A 20056-nucleotide genomic window follows, 5' to 3' on the forward strand; every position below is an offset into this window, starting at 1 on the left:
GTCCCGTGGGTGGAGTCGATCGACATCTCCAACGCGGTGGCGTTCCTGGTCTCCGACGAGGCCCGCTACATCACCGGCGTGTCCCTCCCGGTCGACGCGGGAGCCGCCATCAAGTGACGGCCCACGGCGTGCCCCACTCCGCGAGCCTGCCGGGGCCGCCAGGGCCGCCGGGGCCGCCGGGACCGTGCGGTCAGGGTGCGGTCAGCCCAGGCGAGCGAGGACTTCCCTCGCGACCACGTCGGGGACCTGCTCCGGGAGCCAGTGCCCCCTCCCCGCGAGCGGGACGAACCGGTAGTCCGCCGTCACCCAGTCGGCGGTCGACTCCGCACCCGACCGCGCGACCGCCATGTCGTCCTCACCCCACAGGTACGTCGTGGGCACCGAGACCTCGGGGAGGTCGTACCGGCGCATGGCGCGATACCAGTTGAGTGCCCCCGTCAGTCCCGCACGGTCGCCGACCAGGGCGAGGTGCCTGTCCACCACGCCGTCCGACACCTCCCCACCGAACATCGCACGCAGGCGGCGGGCGTCCCCGTCGAGGAGGACGTCCTCCGCCTTCCCCTCCTGGCGGAAGAGGGTGAAGTACACCGATCTCGCCTGCTGATCAGGGTCTGTCGACAGTGCCTCCGTGAACGCCGCGAGGTGCGGGATGGACACCGCGGTGAGTGTTGCCACCCGATCCGGATGATGGGCTGCCAACCACCAGGCGACGGACGCACCCCAGTCGTGACCCAGCAGGTGGACCCTCTCCAGACCGAGATGGTCGACCACTGCCAGCGCGTCCGCGGCCAGGTGCTCGATAGCGTAGGCCTCGACGCGGTCGGGGCGGGCGCCCGGCGAGTACCCCCGCTGCGCCGGGGCGATCACGCGGATCCCCTGGGCGGCGAGGAGGCCGGCGACGGATTCCCACTCCCACGGCGATTCGGGGAAACCGTGGAGCGCCAGAACGGTGTCCCGCGCGTCTCCCTCCGGCTCCCAAGCGAGGACGTCGAGCCGGCCGACCGGGACGTCGACGGTGTACTCCCGTGGTTCCATGCCCGGACCCTATACGGTCCCGCCCGTCACCACGGTCGGCTTCCGGGAGGGCTCTGGGCCGAGGACCCCGAGGGGACGACCCGTGTCCGCCGCTCGTGCCACTCACGCACGAGCCACATCTCCACCACGAGCGGATCGACGGCGGCGACGTCCGCCCACCCTGCCACCACGTCGAGGTACCGCTGATAGCGGCGTGGGGTCATCCGGGCGAACGACTCGACCTCGGTCCACCCCGCGTGGACCAGGCTCGCGATACCTGCCGGGTCCACCGGCACGATGCTCTGCTCGGACCACGCCATGCCCAGCGAGGACAGGTACAGGGAGGCGAGCGGGAATCCGAGATCCGGCACCCCCCTGCCCGCGCATCCGTGCGGAGCACCGTTACGCAGCAGGTTCATCGCCTCCGCGGGGGCGTCGAGCCAATCCACCACGTCGTGGAGGACCAGCGGATAGCCGTGCGTGGAGAGGGACCGCCAGGCCTGACGATCCCGCTCCGGTACCCGGAAATCCGGGAGCCCGCGTCGGATCCCGGAGCGCAGTGGGTGGCCGGCAAGCCATGCTGCACACATGTAGAGCGCGACCACCGACTCCTCGAGACTGCCGCGAGCCCTCCGTCCCGCCGCCCACAGATCGCTCCTGCGGAGGAAGCCGGAGCCGGTCTCCACCCGCCCGCCGTCGGGGCCACCCGCGACCAGGCGTAGGTCGACCCCGCGCTCGGCCAACCGGATGTTCCACAGGTCGAGGTCGATCTCCACGTACTCGTCGGCCACGAGGACGCCAGGGGGTTGGGCGCGGCACCAGTCGAGGCAGGCCGCGGGGAGGGCGGGGACGGGGCGGGGTCCGGTCGTCGTCATGCCCAGCACGGTCTCATGCGGGTACGACAACGCCGGCTCGCCCGTGGATCAGTCCTCCGCGAACGCCTCGAGGGGCGGGCAGGAGCAGACCAGGTTGCGGTCCCCGTACGCGCCGTCGATCCGGCGCACGGCGGGCCACACCTTGGGCCGCCACGACGCCCCGAGCGGGTACGCCGCCACGCTCCGCGGGTAGGCGTGCCCCCACTCGTCGGCCGAGACGCTCTCCGCGGTGTGCGGGGCGCCGCGGAGGGGGTTGTCCTCCACCGTCCACTCCCCCGCGCCCACCCGGTCGATCTCCGTGCGGATGGCAATCATCGCGTCACAGAACGAGTCGAGCTCGGCCAGGTCCTCGCTCTCCGTGGGCTCCACCATGAGGGTGTTGGGCACCGGGAAGCTCATCGTGGGGGCGTGGAAGCCGTAGTCCGCCAGCCGCTTGGCCACGTCGTCGATCGAGATCCCCACGGAGTCGATGAGCGGGCGCAGGTCGAGGATGCACTCGTGCGCCACCCAGCCGCCGTCTCCCGAGTACAGCACCGGGTAGTGCTCGCCGATCCGGCGGGCGAGGTAGTTGGCGCTCGCGATGGCGGTGAGCGTGGCCCGCCGCAGTCCGTCGGCCCCCATCATCCGGACGTACGCCCAGGTGATGGGCAGGATCGAGGCGGAACCGAAGGCCGCGGCGGACACCACGCCGCCCGAGCCCAGGCCGTCCTCGTGGGGATGGCCGGGAAGGAACTCACGGAGATGCTCGGCCACGGCGACCGGGCCCACCCCGGGACCCCCACCGCCGTGCGGGATGCAGAACGTCTTGTGCAGGTTGAGGTGACTGACATCGCCACCGAACCGACCCGGACGGGCGACCCCCACGAGGGCGTTCAGGTTGGCACCGTCGATGTACACCTGGCCACCCGCGTCGTGGACGATCGCGCAGATCTCCTCGATGTCGTGCTCGAACACACCGTGCGTGGACGGGTAGGTGATCATGATCGCCGCGAGCTCCGCGGCGTGCGTGGAGACCTTGGTCCGGAGGTCGTCGACGTCCACGTCACCGTTGGGACGGCAGGCCACCACGACGACCTTCATCCCGGCCATGACGGCCGAGGCGGCGTTGGTCCCGTGGGCCGAGGACGGGATCAGACAGACCGTCCGGTTCTCCTCGCCGCGGGACCGGTGGTAGGCGCGGATCGCGAGCAGTCCCGCGTACTCACCCTGGCTGCCGGCGTTGGGCTGCAGGCTGACCGCGGCGTAGCCCGTGATGTCCACCAGCCACTTCTCGACGTCGGCCACCAGTGACCGGATACCGCCGGTCTGCGCGGCCGGGGCGAACGGGTGGAGTCGGTTGAACTCCGGCCAGGTGATGGGTTCCATCTCCGTGGTGGCGTTGAGCTTCATGGTGCACGAGCCCAGCGGGATCATGGTCCGGTCGAGCGCCATGTCCTTGTCCGAGAGCGCCCGCAGGTACCGGAGCATCGCGGTCTCGGTGCGGTACCGGACAAACGCCTCGTGCTGCAGGTACTCGCTGGTGCGATCACCGTAGGTGGGGTCCACGAGGATCTCGAGAGCCCCGGTGTCGGCGATGTCCTCGATCCGACCGCCGAACGCCTCGAGCACCAGCGAGACGTGGACACCGGTGGTCGCCTCGTCACAGGCGATGGACACGGTGTCGTCGTCGACCTTCCACAGGTTGACGCCGCGCTCGGCCGCCGCGGCGAGCACCCGGTCGGCGTCGCCGGGAACCCGGGCGAGAACGGTGTCGAAGAAGTCCGCGTGGACCACCTGCACGCCCGCGGCGACGAGACCGTCGGCCAGGACCGCCGCGTGGGCGTGGACGCGCCGGGCGATGGCCGCCAGGCCCGACGCGCCGTGGTAGGAGGCGTACATCGCCGCGAGGACGGCGAGCAGGACCTGCGCGGTGCAGATGTTGGACGTGGCCTTGTCCCGGCGGATGTGCTGCTCACGAGTCTGCAGGGCGAGGCGGTAGGCGACGCGGCCGTCCGCGTCCGTCGACACGCCGACCAGACGTCCGGGCAGGTTGCGGGCGTGGGCCGTGCGGCAGGCGAGGAAGCCGGCGTGGGGTCCGCCGAAGCCCATCGGGACGCCGAACCGCTGCGTGGTGCCGAAACACGCGTCGGCGCCCTTCTCCCCCGCCGGGGTGTGGACGGTCGCGGCCAACAAGTCCACACCGGCGGCCACCATGACGCCCCGCTCGTGGCACTCGTCGATCAGCCTCGACACGTCGGCCACGCGGCCGGACGCGCCCGGCGTCTGCACGAGCGCGCCGAAGAACTCGCCCTCCGGCAGGCCCCCGTCGACGAGGTTCGTGGTGACCAGCTCGATGCCGAGCGGCTCGGCGCGGGTGGCGAGGATCGCCGCGGTCTGGGGGAAGACGTCGACGTCGACGGCGAAGCGGGGGCTCTTCGACGTCCGGTTGGACCGACGCAGCATGGTCATGGCCTCGGCCGCCGCGGTGCCCTCGTCCAGCATGGAGGCGTTGGCCATGTCCATGCCGGTGAGGTCGGAGACCATGGTCTGGAAGTTGAGCAGCGCCTCGAGCCGACCCTGGCTGATCTCCGGCTGGTACGGGGTGTAGCCGGTGTACCAGGCCGGGCTCTCGATGATGTTGCGGATGAGCACCGGCGGGGTGAGGGTGTCGTAGTAGCCCTGACCGATCATCGAGACCGCCACGGTGTTGCGGTTCGCGAGCTCCCGGAGAGCGTCCAGGGTCTCGGCCTCCGACAGCGGTTCGGGGAGCGCGTCGATCCCCGCCGCCCGACCATCCCGATCCAGCTCGTCGACGATCACCGACGGAAAGGCCTGCTCGGCGAGTTCGTCGAGCGACCTCACCCCGATCGTCTCCAGGATCCGGGCCAGGCCGTCGGCGTCGGGTCCCAGATGGCGGGCGACGAACTCGCCTCCGGTCCGTGCGGTGTGCGGGGTCGTCGTCACAGGTGCTCCTCGAAGGGCGGGGCCACCCGGACGGGCGGCCTGCGGGCCGGTGCTACCCTCTCCGCTCTGTCCCCTGCCGGCTCGATGCCGGCGCCTGAGAGATTCGCCGGGCCCGTAACGGACCCTGCTTTCCCCGTGGGCGGGTGGTCGATTCCACCGCTCTCCAGAGGCGTTAAGCGACTGCACGGTCCGGGTGCCTGAGAGATTCTCGGAGAGGAGTTGCTCCTTCGGCGCCCGCGGCAGTTGCCGCGGGGCTCTCCCGTGAGTCGCGTGAACGCAGGACCGAGTCTAGACGACCGGCGTCGATCAACCCGTTCGCCGCGAGGCGCGGGCGCGCCGACGGGCCGCCAGTTCGTCCTCCATGGGTTCGATGATGTCCTCCACCGAGACGGTTTCGGCGGGGAACTCCGAGATCGATCCCGCGAGCTCGCGCATCGCGCCGCCGATCCCGATGCCGAACACACCCTGACCACCCTGGAGGAGGTCGAACACCTCCTCCTTGGACGTGCACTCGAACACCGTCCGACCGTCCGAGAAGAGGGTGATCGTGGCGAGGTCCTTGACGCCCCGGGACCGGATCTGCTCCACGGCCTTGCGGATGTTCTGAAGGGAGATGCCGGTGTCCAGGAGCTGCTTGACGATCTTCAGGACGAGAATGTCCTTGAACGAGTAGAGGCGCTGACTGCCGGACCCTGCCGCGTTGCGGATCGACGGCACCACGAGATCGGTCCGGGCCCAGTAGTCGAGCTGCCGGTAGGTGATCCCCGCGATCTGGCACGCGATCGGCACCCGGTACCCGCTGGTGCCGTCCGGGATCCCGTCATCGGGGAACAGCCCCGGATGCACTTCGTCGAACGTGGCCTGCGTGGCCTCGTCGGCGCCTCCGAGGAGACCCTCCGTGTGCATGCCGGCGGAGGACGACTCCGGATCCCGGGTGTGGTCGGCCACGATTGCTCCCTCAGGCTGTGGGGTACCGCCATGATCATGGCGGCGCAGTATCGGGCTGGTCAGCCCGACTCCCGAACGCGTGAACACCATCGGTGTAGTTCACTGGGGCCAACGCTAGGCCGCCGGAGGTCGACGATCAATAGGACACGCGGTAAACCTCAACCTCAAGTTGAACTTTAGGCATGGTCCTGACCTGCGCACTGGTGCTGATGTGTCCCGTGGTGACAGGGAACCTCCAGGTCAGACGGTCAGGAGGTGGAGGCGTCCGGTCGCTCCGGGTCGTCCCCGCCACCGAGGAAATCATCCGGGCTCACCTGGTCGAGAAACTCGCGGAAGGCCTCGACCTCCTCCTCGCCCTGCTCCACCAGCGAGATGCCGACCTCGTCGAGCACCTCGCGACTGACCAGCACGGGGGACGACGTGCGGAGCGCCACCGCCACGGCATCGGAGGGTCGCGCCGAGACCCGCTTGCCCTCGAAGACGAGTTCGGCGAGGAACGTCCCCTCCGACACGCCCACGATCTCCACCTGCTCGAGCGGGTGGGAGAAGGTCTCCAGGAGCGTGGCCACGAGGTCGTGCGTCAACGGCCTGCCCGGTCGCACCCCCTGCTGCTGCAGGCTGATCGCCGCGGCCTCGGCCGCCCCGATCCAGATCGGCACGTACCGACCCCCGTCTTTCTCGTGCAGGATCAGCACGGGGGCGTACTCCGGTTCCTCGAAGCGGATGCCCACCACATCGACCTCACGCATGTTCTTTCCCATGTCCTCCGCCTCTCGCACGGGCCCAGCCTAACCCTGATCGACGGCCGGGCGAGCGGGTCAGGGTTCCAGCGCGTGCCGAACCGCCACGGTGACGAGCGTGGAATGGAGGGCGACCGAGAGCGCCGCGATCTCCCGCGCGAGTTCGGCCGCGCGGTCTCGCGCATCCGCATCCCCCTGACGCGCGACGGGCCCGGCGATCTGGGTGATGAGACCCGTCTGACGATCGGCCGCGGTCCGGAACCCCCGGAGGTGCCGCACGTCGACACCGTGGGCGGCAAGGTCGCGGGCGGTCCTCGCGACCAGCACCGCCTCCGGGTCGTAGAACCCCCCCGGGCCGGCCACGATGAGACCGGCGTCCACCAGGGAGTCGACGAGATCCGCCTCGACCCCGGAGTTCTCGATCACGGTCTCACGGGTCAGCCTCAGGACCGTGTCGCTGCGGAAGTCGTCCGGAGCCGAGCCCGGAACGCTCTCCGCTCCCGACCGTGGGAGCAGGGCCGTGGTGGACCCGTCGGCGATCGCCGAATCGAGAGCGTCGAGTTCCTCCCTGATCACCTTCAGCGGCAGGTAGCGGTCACGCTGCGCGGTGAGCACGTAGCGCAGCCGCTCACGGTCCCCGGGACTGAACCGTCGGTAGCCGCTGGCGGTCCGCTCCGGGGTGACCAGACCTTCGTTCTCGAGGAACCGGACCTTCGACACCGTGAGGTCCGGGAACTCCGCGACCAGGAGTGCGATGACGCCGCCGATGGACAGGTGCCCATCGTGCGCGGCGCCGTGTCCGGCGGCGGTCACTGCCCGGGCGTACCCGTCAGGAATACCAGACGGAACTTGCCGATCTGGACCTCGTCGCCGTTCGACAACGACGCCGAGTCCACGGGCTCGCGATTGACGTAGGTGCCGTTGAGCGAACCGACGTCCACGACCGTGAAGGTCCCGCTCTCGCTGCGGAACTCCGCGTGCCGACGACTCACGGTGACGTCGTCGAGGAAGATGTCACTGTCCGGGTGCCGACCGGCCGACGTGGTGGCCTGGTCCAGGAGGAAACGGGAACCGGCGTTGGGGCCCCGCTTGACCACCAGGAGGGCCTGACCCTCCGGCAGACCCTCAACACCGGTGACGGTCGACTCCGACTGGGCCGCCTGCTGATCGGACTCGTTGAGAAGCTCCGCACGGAACACCGAGGTGGTCTCGGCGGTCGCCTCGGGCATGTTCTTGTTCTCGGTCACGTTTCGTCTCTCCTCGTCCGAGCCCAACGAGGGGCTCACCGTGCGGTGCAATGATTCTATGCCGGACCGCCCACCCGCGGGCGGGGCGGGCGGGCCCGATCAGCCCTCCGTGATCTTCGCGTACCCGTCGGAGTCCAACGTCTGCTCGAGCTGTGCCTCGAGATCGTCGACATCCGAGATCTCCAGGACGACGATCCACCCCTCACCGTACGGATCGGAGTTGACGAGCTCCGGCGAGGTCTCCAAGGCGGTGTTGGCCTCGACGATCTTCCCGCTCAACGGCGCGTACAGGTCGGAGACGCTCTTCGGCGACTCGACCTCGCCGAAGGGTTCTCCCGACTCCGTCTCACCACCCACGTCCGGGAGCTGCACGAACACGATGTCGCCGAGCTTCGACTGCGCGTAGTCGGTGATGCCGATGCGGACCCGCGTGTCCGACACCCGTTCCACCCACTCGTGCTCATCGGTGTACCGGAGCTGGTCGGGGATGTTCTGATCGCTCACTGGCGTGCCCTTCTCGCGTGGATCACTTCCGATTCCACCTGGCGACATTACACACCGTCCCGGTGACCTGCGGCAGTCGATCCGGTGCGCTCCGGGGATACGGCTCGCGCGACCCTCCACGCCTGCCACAGGTAGACGGCTCCACTCCAGGTGTACAGCCCCACGCCCCAGTACAGACACGCCTGCCCCAGAATGCGGAGCCCCTCACCGCCGAGCACCCCCGCGTGCCCGGCCAGGAGAAGCGGCAGCGACCAGAACAGCGCGAACGTGGCGGCCTTGCCGAGATAGGTGACCTCGGGCTCGATCCCTCGCCTGCGATACAGCGGCAGGGTCCCCACCAGCAGCGCGTCACGCGCCAGCAGCATCACGACGATCCACACGGGGATGTACCCGGCCACGGCGAACGCCACCGGCACCGAGGCCACCAGGACACGGTCGGCGATCGGGTCGAGCCGTTCTCCCCAGGTCGACCGCATGTTCCACAGTCGCGCGATCTTGCCGTCGAGCCAGTCCGAGACCACCAGTGCGCCGAGGATCCACAGGGCGAGCGTCGGGTCCTCCCACACGAGGATGCTCACGATGAGGACCGGGATCAGCGCGATGCGACCCAACGAGATGACATTGGGAAGGGTCCAGAAGCGGTCGCTGACCTCGGGATCCCCCGGACGCGGTTCGGGCCCGAGCCCCGGCGGGACCGCGGCCGAGAGGTGACCGTCGCGTGGCGGCGGAATCCGGGCGCCGAGGACCTTGCCCTCGCCCGTCCGCCATTCCCGGAGGTCGGTCTCGCGCCTGCCCTCACGCGCAGCGTTCATCGGAAGGTGGACATCATCCCCGAGAAGACGTTGCCCCCCGCCGCCATCGGGTTGTCGTGGACCATGTACGTCCACGTCGAGGTGGGCCGCGCCATCGCGTTGGCCGCCAGGTCGACTCCGGAGTCGGTGAACTCGATCTCAGCGAACGTCGCCTCGGACTCCGCGACGGCGTCCGCGGCGAGATCGCGGAAATGGTCGATCGCGATGCGGTGGAACTCGTCCAGGGGGTTCTCCCTCCCCAGCGCCCGGAGGTGGATCGACTCACGCACGTCGTTCATCGTCTCCAGGTGACGGGCCCAGCCCCGGTCCAGGTGCCAGAGCATGATCTCCCGGCACCCCTGGACCACCGCGTCGCGGCCGTGGGCCTCCACGAGGGCCGCACTCCTCTCGGGGTCATGGGCGGTGAGCTCCTCGAACGCCTTCTCGGTGCGTAGCAGCGCCCCCCGGCGCCGGGCCAGGATGTCCCGCTGCTCGGCGAGGAGCCGGCTGTAGCGCCACGTGTTGGAGTGGATCGCCAGCATCTCGCCCTCGGTGACCCGCTGTGCGTGGTCGACCGCGTCACGACCACGGTTGCCCTTGAGCAGTCCACTCATCCTGTCGTGCGCGTCGGGGATCTTCTCCGGCTCCAGGGCCGAGGTGACGACGGGGTCGTCCATCGCCGCGAAGAACACCGAGCTCCCGGGGTCCCCCTGGCGTCCCGCCCGCCCGCGCAGCTGGTTGTCGAGCCGCTCCGTCCGGTGCCGGCCCGTGCCCACCACGTGCAGACCTCCGAGCTCGACCACCTCGTCGCGGCGAGCCTCGTCGGACCCCCCGAGCCGGATGTCGGTGCCCCGGCCCGCCATCTGGGTCGAGACGGTCACATTGCCCACGTCGCCCGCCTCGGCGATGATCGCCGCCTCCTCCTCGTCGTTCTTGGCATTGAGGACCACGCACGCGACGCCCTTCTCCGACAGCCGCGCCGCCAGGTCCTCGGACTCGGCCACGTCGTGGGTCCCGACGAGCACCGGTTGGCCCGTCGCGTGGATCCGCGCGATGTGCTCGACCAGTGCCCGTGTCTTGCTGTCGGTGTCGATGTAGGTGCGGTCGGCCTCGTCCACACGGATGGTCGGGGTGTTGGGCTCGATCTGGGACACTCCGAGTGAGTAGAACTCACGAAGCTGCGCCCCCGCGGCGAGCGCGGTGCCCGTCATCCCGCACACCCGGTCGTACCTGCCGATGAACGCCTGCACCGTGATGCTGTCGAGAATCTGCCCGGCTTCGGACACCGTGACACCCTCCTTGGCCTCGACGGCCGCCTGGAGTCCGTCCGGCCACCTCTGGAGCTCCGCGACGCGTCCGCGGGAGGCGTTGACGAGCTGGACCCGTCCGTCGCGGACGATGTAGTCCACGTCCCGACGGAGCAGGAAGCAGGCGTGGAGCGCCACGTTGACCTGGACCAGCGTCGTCCCCACGTGGTCGGCGTCGTACAGGTCGCCGATGCCGAGTTCGTTCTCGATCGCCTCCGCACCGTCGTCGGTGAGGAAGATGTTGCGCTTGTCCGAGTCGGTCTCGTAGTGCCGCCCCGGACGCAGCTTCCGGACCGCCGAGAGGATCTCGCCCGTGGGGGCCTCGCCGGAGGTCGATCCGGCCAGGACCAGGGGCACCAGCGCCTCGTCGACCAGCACCGAATCCGCCTCGTCCACCAGCGCAACGTCCGTTGTGGGCGCGATGAGGTCCGCCGGATCGGTGACCAACTGCTCCCGGAGGACGTCGAACCCTATCTCGGACACCGACCCGTAGGTGATGTCGCACGAGTACGCGACCCGACGCTCCTCACGGGTCGACGACTCCGTGACATGACCGACGGTCAGCCCGAGGAGTTCGAACATGGGCCCCATCCACCGGGCGTCCCGGGCTGCCAGGTAGTCGTTGACGGAGATGATGTGGACCGTGTGTCCCTGGAGGGCGTAACCCGCCGCGGCGATCGCACCCGAGAGCGTCTTGCCCTCGCCCGTCGCCATCTCCACCACATCGCCCGCGAACATGCGCAGCGCTCCCTGGAGTTGCACATCGAACGGCCTCATGTCGACAGCCCGGGAGGCCGCCTCCCGGGCCAGCGCGAGGAACCTGGCGAGATCCTCGGCGGAATCCCCGAAGAGCTGCAGGTCGTGTGCCGCGTCGGCGAACTCGTCGTCGTCTATCCCCCCGGCCCAGTCGTCGAACCCGTGGGACGCCTCGACCGCGCTCTGCGCGCGCGAGGTGTCCCGGCCTTGGGTGGAGCCCATGAGCTTCCAGAAGCGGTTGGCGAATCCCACGCGTGGAGTCCTTCCCGGTGACGATCAGATGGTCCCACCGTACGCAGGGGGGAACGCCACCGGCGGCGCACCCCACCGGCGGCGGTGCTAGCGGTCGGGGTCCAGCTGGCCGCGCAACCTGCGCATCGCGTCGGTCGAGAGCATCCGATCCCCCGCCCGGGCCGCCAGGTGCTCGGCAGCGAGGTCCGCAGGGGTGGGGGCATAGGCACCGGACGGCGGTCGCACCCCGTTCTCGCGGGCGATGTCGTCGACCCTCGCGGCCTCGGACACCGCGAGGGCGGCACGGGCCTCCACGGACTCGACGAGCTCGCGGAACGCCACCGCCCGCTCGATCACCTCGGCCCACACTCCGTCGATGGCCTCCCCCATCCCCGTGAGCGTGGTGAATCCGTCCCGCGCGGGCGGGACGCCCGCGGCGGCGGCCGCCTCGCGGAGCCTGCAGAGATCGCCCGCGAGCCCGACTACCTCGTTCTCCGGGTCGAACTGCAGCCGGACCTCCTCCACCGATCGGCCGCCGCGGGCGTAGGCCCGCAGCAGCCTGTCGTACAGCCCACCGACCTCCATGATCATCGCGGTGTACATCTCCGGGATCCGGCGGCGATCCGCCCTGATCTGGGGCAGCGACGGCAGGGATTGGACGACCGACTGGACACGCGGGGGCAGGACGACCCTCCCCATCTCCCGCTGACCGTAGGCCGCGGCCGCCGTTCCCAGCTCGGCGAGGGTCCGGGGCACGAGAGGCACCGGGGCCATGGTGGGCGTGGACGCGAGGGCGTCGAAGAGCCGTCCGCGATCGTCCGTGTCCAGATGCACGCCGCGCCGGCGATCGACCCGGATGTCCTTGATGCGGAAGGCGAAGACGCCGGCGCCCCGGGTGAAGCCTGTCCGCAGGAGGAGGTACCGACGGTCGAGGTCGGCCAGGCGGGTCCTCAGCGCCATCCGGAGCACCGACGGGACCGGGGTCGCGATGATCCGACGAAGGTCGTGACGCTGCTCTTCGATGATCCGGATCTGGTTGAACCCCCCGACGGTGGGGAACGCCATGTTCTGGTGCAGGCGGGTGAGCACGACGTCCGTGATCCTCGGCTCCACCAGACCGCACGCCACCAGCAGTGCCGAGCGGTCGGACAACTCCGCGACCGGGACGTCCCCCACTCCCCTGCACATCCGGTCGACATCGGACACGATCCGTTCCCGGGCCGTCCGCGGCGTGCGCTCGTCAACCATGCGCCTCTCCTCGCCCCGCGCCCCGTGGGCGCGTCAAGTGTCACGGGTCTACCTCACCGGATACAACGGTGGGCCCAGGCCCCGTGTTCCCTGCGTCCACAGGAGGGGTCGCAGGTCACACTCTCAGGCTTCGAGGTGCTTCTTCAAGCCGTTCACCGTGTTGTCGACCAGACCCTTGATCACGCGTCGACGGAGAAGCCCCGGAATGGGGAGATTGTGGTGGATGGTCAGTCGGAACGAGACCGAGGTCGAACCCGGACCGGTCTCCACGAGGTCGTACCGCCCCTCCTGCCCGGTCTGCAGACGCCCCTCGACCATCGACCAGTCCATCCCGTCGTCACGGTGTTCGTAGGACAGGACGTAGGCGTCGGTGCCGACCGTGGCCGAGGCCTTGAACCGGGCGGTGGCGGGAAGCCCGTCGTCCTCGTACACCTCGAGGACCTCGGCTTCCAGGATCTCCGGGACCCACTCGGGCTGGCCCTCGAGGTCGCGGATCGTGTCGAGGACGGTGGACAACGGCGCGGCGATCTCCACCGTCCGATGCGCGGTATCAGTGGGCATCTCAGGCCTTCCCGTAGTAGCCGAGCCGGAGCAGCTCGGTGAGTTCGGCGATCAGCGGCATGCGTGGATTGGTGCGGTTGCTCAGGTCCTGGAAGGCGGTCATCGCCAACTCCGGCAGCGCCGCGAGGAACACCTCTTCGGGGATGCCCAGCTCGGCGAGCGTCCGTGGCATGTCCAATCGGCGCAGGAGGCCGTCCACGCCGTCGAAGAGCCTGCCGCGACTCTCCTCGGGCTCGCGTCCGCCGAACACCACGCGGCCGAGCTGGGCGTACTTGTCCGGGGCGATATAGGCCGAGTACCCGGGGGCCGGCATGAACTTGGTCGGGAGGCTCGCGTTGTACCTGAGGACGTGGGGAAGGAAGACGCCGTTCGCCCGACCGTGCGCGATGCCGAACCGGGCGCCGACCGCGTGTGCGAGGGCGTGGTTGGTCCCGACGAACGCATTGGAGAACGCGAGGCCGGCGAGCGTGGCGGCGTTGGACATGTCCGTCCGCGCGTCGAGGTCGTCCGGGTTGTCGTAGGCGCGCGGGAGAGCGTCGAAGATCAGCCGCGCGGCCTGCACGCAGAACGCGTCGGTGAACGGCGAGGCGAAGATCGACGCCGCCGCCTCCAGCGCATGGGTCAGGGCGTCCACGCCGGTGTCGACGGTCAGGGTGCGGGGCATGGACAGGGTGAGCACGGGATCCACGATCGCCATGTCCGGCACCAGCGAGTAGTCGACCAGCGTCTCCTTGCGGTCACCCACGGTGAGCACCGCGGCGGGCGACACCTCCGACCCGGTACCCGAGGTCGTGGGAACGGCCACCAGACGCAACGTGTGCGGATCCTGCGGGTACTGGGCCATCCGTTTGCGGGGATCGAGGAACGGCAGAGCGAGCTCCTCGAGGCTGACCTCGGGATGCTCGTAGAAGAGCCTGATCGCCTTGGCCGCGTCGATCACCGAGCCGCCGCCGATCGCGATGAGCAGGTCCGGTCGTGACTCCCTGAGCAGATCGACACCGCGGTGGATGGTGGCCTCGTCCGGCTCGGGCTCCACCTCGCTGAACACCCTCAGCCGCTCCACCTGGAGGTGGCGCCTCAACTCGTCGACGACGCCCCGCTGCTCACTCAGCACGTCGGTGATCACCACCACGCTCGTGCAGGGCACCTCGCGCAGGTTCTCCAACGCGCCGGCGTTGAAGAACGTGTTGGCGGGCACACGGAACCACTGGGGCGGCGTGCGACGGTGGGACACCGTCTTGATGTTGAGAAGTTGCATGTAGTTGACGTTCTCCGTCGTGCTCGATCCCCCCCACGTTCCGCAGCCGAGAGAGAAGGTGGGCGTGAGGTTGTTGTAGATACCGCCGAGCGCGCCGACGGCGGTGGGGGCGTTGACCAGGATCCGGCCGGTTCTGACGGCCAGCCCGTACGCGTCGATGACACCGGGGTCCCGGGCGTAGATCGCCGAGGTGTGGCCGAGTCCCCCGTGCTCGGTCACCAGGACGGCGGCGTCGATCCCGTGACGCTCATCCGGGGATCTCACCAGCCCCAGGACGGGCATGAGCTTCTCCTGGACGAGCGGGTGCGAGGCGAGTTCCCCGAGGTCGGACGGGAGCTCGGCCAACAGGATCTTGGTCGCGGGATCGACGGCGATGCCGGCCCGCGCGGCCAGCTCGGGTGCCTGCTGCCCCAACGCCTCGGGATTCACCCTGTCGCCGCACCCGAACGCGAAGTCGGCCAAGGTCCGGGCCTCGTCCGGAGAGAGCAGATGTGCGCCCATGCGCCGGAATTCGGCCACCGTCTCGTCGTAGATCGGGTCGTCGATGATGCAGGTCTGCTCCGCGGGGCAGATGACGGAGGCGTCGAAGGTCTTGGAGATCAGGGTGTCCACCACGGCCCCCTTGATGTCGGCCGTGCGGTGGAGGTAGACGGGCGCGTTGCCGGGCCCCACTCCGAGCGCGGGTTTGCCGGCGGAGTTGGCCAGGCTGACGATCTTCTGACCGCCGGTCACCCAGATGAAGTCGACGTCGGGATGCGCGAAGAGGTAGTGGGTGACCTCGTGCTCGGCCTGGGGCAGCACCTGCAGCGCACCCGGAGGCATCCCGGCCGCCTCCGCGGCCTCCCGCAGGATCTCGACCGTCCGCTCACACGAGCGCACGGCCATGGGCGACGGGCGGAAGATCACCGCGTTGCGGGTCTTGGCCGCGACGATGGCCTTGTAGAGCACGGTCGAGGTGGGGTTGGTGACCGGGGTGATCGCCAGGACCACGCCGATCGGCTCGGCGATGCGCTCGATGTTGCGCGGGATGTCCTCCTCGATCACGCCCACGGACTTCTTGTCCCGGAGGTAGTCGTAGAGAAACTCGGTGGCCACGTAGTTCTTGACCACCTTGTCCTCGAACACACCGAAACCGGTCTCCTCGATGGCGGTGGCGGCGAGCTCCCCCGCCGCCCGGATACCCGCCCGAGCCATGGCCTCGACGATCGCGTCGACCTGCTGCTGGTCGAACCGCCGGAACGCCTCGGCCGCACCGACGGCGTCGGCGACGGCGGAGTCGACCACGGCCGTGTCGATTCCCGACCACTCGTCGGCGTCTCGGCGGATCTCGGTGTCGTGGGTATCGGTCATGGAGCCCCCTGGTCACGGCGTCGGCGGCGCCACTGGGCCGCCCGATTGGTGATCCGACCGTACCCCCGTGAGAGAGTCCTCACCGGGTAATCGCCTCCGCGCTATCCGGAATACCCGGAATACACAGACGAAGGGGTGCCGGTCCCACGGACCGGCACCCCTTCGTCGGACGCTCTACTTCTTGGAGCCGACCAGATCCTGCACGGCGCTCGCCAGAGCGGCGAACTCGTCCTGCTTCCGGGCGATGTACTCCAGAGCCTTCACGCCGGTGGCGACCACCTCGCTGCCCAACTCCCCGACGTCGTGGAACTCCTCGGTCACGTTCCCGGCGAGCCCACCCTCCAGCGCCAGCCGCCCGACCAGGTCGAGCTTGCTGACCCCCGCGCCCTCGCCGAAGTCGACATCGTCGAGGTCCACCCAGACGATGTTCGGCCTGGTGGTCGATTCGAAGACGTAGCGCTTGTTGGTGAGGTCGAGCACCACCTGCCAGATCGTCTGCGACGCGTCCGGCTTGCCGGGCTCGGGCGTCCGGAACGGCTGCGCCGCGTTCCGGATGATGCTGAACATCGCGGCGATCGCGTCGAGCTGCGATTTCGGCTGGACCTGGTGCTCGACGTAGAACGAGGCGCGGGCGAACCTGTCGCTCGCCAGGGTGGAGCCCGGCAACTGCTTGTCTCCGCCGAGTCCCTCGATCTGCTTGACCAGCTCCAGCTGCTTGTCGAACGTCGGGGAATTGGTCATGACCTTGTAGTCACGGCTGTGGTAGACGTCGGGCTTGCCCCCGGTGTACTCGATGATCGCCGAGTCGCCTGACGCATCGTTGATCGCGAGATGCAGCGTCGGCACGAGGTGGCCCGTCGGGTCGAACAACTGGGCGATCTCCACCTGGGAGTCGACCGTCCACTGGACCGCCTCCGCCACGGTTGCGAAGTTGTCCAGGTAGTACTGCAGCCAGACCGACTGGCTGAGCTGGGTGGCCGACGGCTCGGGCTTGCCGTAGTCGGACTCCGCGAGCCACAGGATGTGTCCGGCGAAGCCGGCTTCGTTCATCCCGTCGGTGGCGATGAGGTCGAAGGCGGTGGCGACGATGCTTCCGTACTTCGACTTCCAGGCGAGCGCGCCCTCGACCCCGTCGGTCCGTTCGATCCCGCGGGGGAACTTCCAGAGATTGGTGAGGAGATCCATGTGGAAATCCATGTTCCGGCCGACGATGACCGAACCGGCGGCGTCAGGCCAGACAACGCGTGTACACATATGAAGCCAACTTCCCTTCGATGTTCTTTATGTCCAGGCACCTACGGTGGTGCTGTGGTGGGCGTACTGAGCAGGTCGGTTACACGGCCATCTCGTCCGCGAGGGCGGCTCGACGGTTCCACGCCAACTGAGGAAGTGCGATCGCCGATGCCACGAAGAAGCAGATCGCGCCGACGAGAGTGCCCCAATTGGCCACCGATGCGTCGGCCAGGGAGCCGTCGGAGAGGATGAACGCCCCCACGGCGGAGATACCGAACGCCACGCATCCGATCATGTTGATGTGCGAACCCCACCATTCCGACCGGCCGGGTTCCCAGAGCCTTCCCCGCTCCCGGTAGAAGGCGACGTAGACGAATGCCGCGCTGACGAGGAACGCCACGGACCCACCGGCGTCGGGGTTCCACACCAGCCGTTCCTCGGCGGCCACGGTCCGCGCGGACAGGGCCGCACTGGTGCTGACGTTGAACAGGATCGTGCCCACGCTCTGGATGGCGGCCGCCAGCCACACCGCCCGGAACATCGTGCCGGTCCCGTAGTCGACCTCGGTCGTCGAGGCGCCGCTCAGGACGAACTGCATCAGACCGGCCGCGGTGAAGAACCAGGCGCCGACGAAGCAGAGGATGTTGGTGAGGTTGGACGAGCCCAGGTCCCAGATCCCGACCGCTGTCCCCACCGCGAACAAGGTCGAGCCGATCATGAAGGAGACACTCTGCTTGGTGAGAGTGGGCGCCAGGAACGGGCTCTGCCGGCGAGAAGAGGTCCCGGCCGGGGATCTGGTCATCAAGTGGGAACCTTCCTGAGAATGCGGGCCATGGTGCTCCGGGGAGCCCCGGCCGGTGAGGACGTGAACGACCCTGTCGCCCTCACCGCCGGGCCTCCCGCAGAACTCAGTGCGCGAAGGAGGTGCGCTGCCGCTCGCGCGGGATCGGGGCGTCGAGGTTCTCGAGGAAGTCGACTTCCTCCACGATCGCGGCCAGGAGCAGCTCGGCCAGGTCACGACTGAGTCCGAGCCTCACCACGATCCGCTGCACGACGAGGTCGGACATGTCGTCGGGCATGGGGTAGGCGGGAACCTGCCAGCCACGCATCCGCAACCGGTCCGCGAGGTCGTAGAGGTCCCAGTTGCGGTCACCGCTCTTGAGCTTCCACGCGAAGACCGGGATGGTATCGCCCTTGCTCACCAGCTCGAACGGCTCCATCGCACCGATCTTCGAGGACAGGAACGTCGCGACGTCGATCGACCCCTGCTGAACCGCCCGGTACCCCTCCCGTCCCAGCCGCAGGAACTGGTAGTACTGCAGCAGGACCTGGGCGCCGGAGCGCGAGAAGTTCAGCGCCAGGGTGGGCATGTCCCCACCGAGGTAGCTGACGTGGAAGATCAGGCTCTCCGGGCAGACAGCCTTCGTCCGCCACACGACCCACCCCACGCCGGGGTAGACCAGGCCGTACTTGTGCCCGGACGTGCTGATCGAGTTGACCCGATCGACCTTGAAATCCCATTCCAAATCGGGCTGGCAGAACGGTGCGACCATCGCGCCCGACGCCCCGTCCACATGGATCTTGACGTCGAGCCCCGTCGACGCCTGGATCTCGTCCAGCTTCTCCGCGATCTCCTTCACCGGCTCGTACAGGCCGGTGTAGGTCTGGCCGAGGATCGCGACGACGCCGATCGTGTTCTCGTCGACGTACTTCTCGAGCTCGAAGCCGTCGAGCACGAGGTGCTCCTCGGTGACGGGCACGTAGCGCGCCTCGACGTCCCAGTAGTTGCAGAACTTCTCCCAGACCACCTGGACGCCGGCCGAGAGGATGAGGTTCGGCTTCTCGGTGGACTTACCCTCCGCGCGGCGACGCTCCTGCCACAACCGCTTGAGGGCCAGGCCGCCGAGCATGCACGCCTCGGACGAGCCGACCGTCGAGGTCCCGATGGTGTCGTCCGTGTCCGGGACGTTCCACAGATCGGCGAGGATCCGCCAGCAGCGGTCCTCGATCGCGGCCGTGGCCGGGTACTCGTCCTTGTCGATCATGTTCTTGTCGGCCGTCTCGGCGTAGATCTTCTGGGCGTTCTCGTCCATCCACGTCGAGACGAAGGTCGCGAGGTTGAGCCGCGAGTTCCCGTCGAGCATCGCCTCGTCATGGACGATCTGATACGCCGTGTCGCCCGCCATCATGGACTCGGGCAGCTCGAACTTCGGCAGGGTCGTGGCCTCGCCCGGCCGCGCGAACACCGGGTTGATGCCCAGCTGGGCCTCGTCCGACTGCTCCACGGAATAGCGATATCTCTCAGACACAGGGGCCTCGTTTCTCTGGATGTGGTGGAAAGGGTTGGTGTGGTTTGGGGAGGAGCGTCACACCTCGACCGGCGGGTAGGGCCGGTCTGTGGTGTCGTGACGATTCCTGCGGGCTGCCCGGGGGGACGCGGCGGGGAACGCCACGGTGAGCCCCACGATCACCGCGACCGCGGTGGTGAACCGGTTACCGCCACCCCGCGCGGATCCTGCCGGCTCGCCCTGGTCGAGCCGATGGGTCGCGGAGTCCGCGGGATCCCTGCCTGGGGGTGAGGTGTCAACTCGGGCTGTTCCTTCCACTCGATCCCGAGGCTCCACCTCGTGATCGGCCGTCGCGCCCGGTTCCGGACACCCGGCATCCGGTACCGGATGCTTCCCCGCCACCAAAAACGAATCCTATTGCCAAGAGAAGCTTATCCGCGTCGGCACCCGTCAGGAGTGGGGCGGAGGTGCCGGTCACACCGGTTTGACGCCGCGTCAGGTGCGCAAACGCGCCCGAGCGGCGCGCGGAGAAGTCCCCCCGGGGGGCGCCGGCGGGGGGATCACACGCGGCACCCCCGGACACGACGAAGCCCCGGCGGAATCGATTCCGCCGGGGCTATCTGGTCGGGCTGACAGGATTCGAACCTGCGACCCCTTGACCCCCAGTCAAGTGCGCTACCAAGCTGCGCCACAGCCCGCCCGTCTCCGCGACTCGCGCGGCGACTGGATCAGACTAGCGCACGCCGGTGGAGGCACTCCAAT

General features: G+C 69.0%; 17 protein-coding genes, 1 tRNA gene and 1 riboswitch. Of the genes, 1 reads left to right on the top strand and 17 read right to left on the bottom strand.

What is annotated here, in order from left to right; genetic code table 11:
• Nucleotides 1-117, top strand: a 117-nt coding sequence (locus B4M60_RS14575; protein ID WP_291085721.1) for an SDR family oxidoreductase, incomplete at its 5' end; no start/stop codon positions are given.
• Nucleotides 118-201: 84 nt separating this feature from the next.
• Here B4M60_RS14575 and B4M60_RS14580 read toward each other — a convergent pair.
• The 17 genes from B4M60_RS14580 to B4M60_RS14660 form a co-directional block, all read right to left on the bottom strand.
• Nucleotides 202-1035, bottom strand: a complete 834-nt coding sequence (locus B4M60_RS14580; RefSeq protein ID WP_291085640.1) for an alpha/beta fold hydrolase — start codon at nt 1033-1035, stop codon at nt 202-204.
• 26 nt (nt 1036-1061) lie between these two features.
• Nucleotides 1062-1889, bottom strand: a complete 828-nt coding sequence (locus tag B4M60_RS14585) for a hypothetical protein (RefSeq protein WP_291085643.1) — start codon at nt 1887-1889, stop codon at nt 1062-1064.
• A 48-nt stretch (nt 1890-1937) separates the two neighbouring features.
• The gene (gcvP, locus tag B4M60_RS14590; RefSeq protein WP_291085646.1) at nt 1938-4832 is read right to left on the bottom strand and encodes an aminomethyl-transferring glycine dehydrogenase; all 2895 of its coding nucleotides are present in this window, start codon (nt 4830-4832) and stop codon (nt 1938-1940) included.
• A 175-nt stretch (nt 4833-5007) separates the two neighbouring features.
• Nucleotides 5008-5104, bottom strand: a riboswitch (glycine riboswitch).
• Nucleotides 5105-5138: 34 nt separating this feature from the next.
• Nucleotides 5139-5738: a MerR family transcriptional regulator gene (locus B4M60_RS14595; RefSeq protein WP_291085724.1), complete on the bottom strand. Its 600-nt coding sequence runs from the start codon at nt 5736-5738 to the stop codon at nt 5139-5141.
• 290 nt (nt 5739-6028) lie between these two features.
• Nucleotides 6029-6529 carry a bifunctional nuclease family protein gene (locus tag B4M60_RS14600; protein ID WP_291085727.1) on the bottom strand — a complete coding sequence of 167 codons (501 nt, stop codon included), beginning with the start codon at nt 6527-6529 and terminating at the stop codon, nt 6029-6031.
• Between the two features lie 69 nt (nt 6530-6598).
• Nucleotides 6599-7333 (bottom strand): MerR family transcriptional regulator, encoded by a 735-nt coding sequence (locus tag B4M60_RS14605; protein ID WP_291085649.1) that lies wholly within the window; start codon nt 7331-7333, stop codon nt 6599-6601.
• The gene (gene odhI, locus B4M60_RS14610; RefSeq protein WP_291085730.1) at nt 7330-7749 is read right to left on the bottom strand and encodes an oxoglutarate dehydrogenase inhibitor Odhl; all 420 of its coding nucleotides are present in this window, start codon (nt 7747-7749) and stop codon (nt 7330-7332) included. Before odhI ends, B4M60_RS14605 begins: the two co-directional genes overlap by 4 nt.
• Nucleotides 7750-7866: 117 nt before the next feature.
• Nucleotides 7867-8271: a glycine cleavage system protein GcvH gene (gene gcvH / locus B4M60_RS14615; protein ID WP_291085652.1), complete on the bottom strand. Its 405-nt coding sequence runs from the start codon at nt 8269-8271 to the stop codon at nt 7867-7869.
• A gap of 47 nt (nt 8272-8318) precedes the next feature.
• Nucleotides 8319-9083, bottom strand: coding sequence for a CDP-alcohol phosphatidyltransferase family protein (locus tag B4M60_RS14620; protein WP_291085655.1), 765 nt, complete (start codon nt 9081-9083; stop codon nt 8319-8321).
• Nucleotides 9080-11377, bottom strand: coding sequence for an accessory Sec system translocase SecA2 (gene secA2 / locus B4M60_RS14625; protein WP_291085658.1), 2298 nt, complete (start codon nt 11375-11377; stop codon nt 9080-9082). Before secA2 ends, B4M60_RS14620 begins: the two co-directional genes overlap by 4 nt.
• 87 nt (nt 11378-11464) lie before the next feature.
• Nucleotides 11465-12604, bottom strand: a complete 1140-nt coding sequence (locus B4M60_RS14630) for a hypothetical protein (RefSeq protein WP_291085661.1) — start codon at nt 12602-12604, stop codon at nt 11465-11467.
• 123 nt (nt 12605-12727) lie between these two features.
• A complete protein-coding gene (locus B4M60_RS14635) occupies nt 12728-13165 on the bottom strand; it encodes an SRPBCC family protein (protein WP_291085664.1) in 438 nt (145 codons plus the stop codon).
• 1 nt (nt 13166) lies between these two features.
• Nucleotides 13167-15773 (bottom strand): bifunctional acetaldehyde-CoA/alcohol dehydrogenase, encoded by a 2607-nt coding sequence (gene adhE / locus B4M60_RS14640; protein WP_291085667.1) that lies wholly within the window; start codon nt 15771-15773, stop codon nt 13167-13169.
• 174 nt (nt 15774-15947) lie between these two features.
• Nucleotides 15948-17027 (bottom strand): linear amide C-N hydrolase, encoded by a 1080-nt coding sequence (locus tag B4M60_RS14645; RefSeq protein ID WP_291085670.1) that lies wholly within the window; start codon nt 17025-17027, stop codon nt 15948-15950.
• A gap of 79 nt (nt 17028-17106) precedes the next feature.
• The gene (locus tag B4M60_RS14650) at nt 17107-17808 is read right to left on the bottom strand and encodes a hypothetical protein (RefSeq protein ID WP_291085673.1); all 702 of its coding nucleotides are present in this window, start codon (nt 17806-17808) and stop codon (nt 17107-17109) included.
• 106 nt (nt 17809-17914) lie between these two features.
• Nucleotides 17915-19315: a glutamate decarboxylase gene (locus B4M60_RS14655; protein ID WP_414646817.1), complete on the bottom strand. Its 1401-nt coding sequence runs from the start codon at nt 19313-19315 to the stop codon at nt 17915-17917.
• 600 nt (nt 19316-19915) lie between these two features.
• Nucleotides 19916-19992 (bottom strand) — tRNA-Pro (locus tag B4M60_RS14660).
• Nucleotides 19993-20056: the final 64 nt, after the last annotated feature.

This window comes from Dietzia sp. UBA5065 (assembly GCA_002415925.1).
Classification (GTDB): domain Bacteria; phylum Actinomycetota; class Actinomycetes; order Mycobacteriales; family Mycobacteriaceae; genus Dietzia.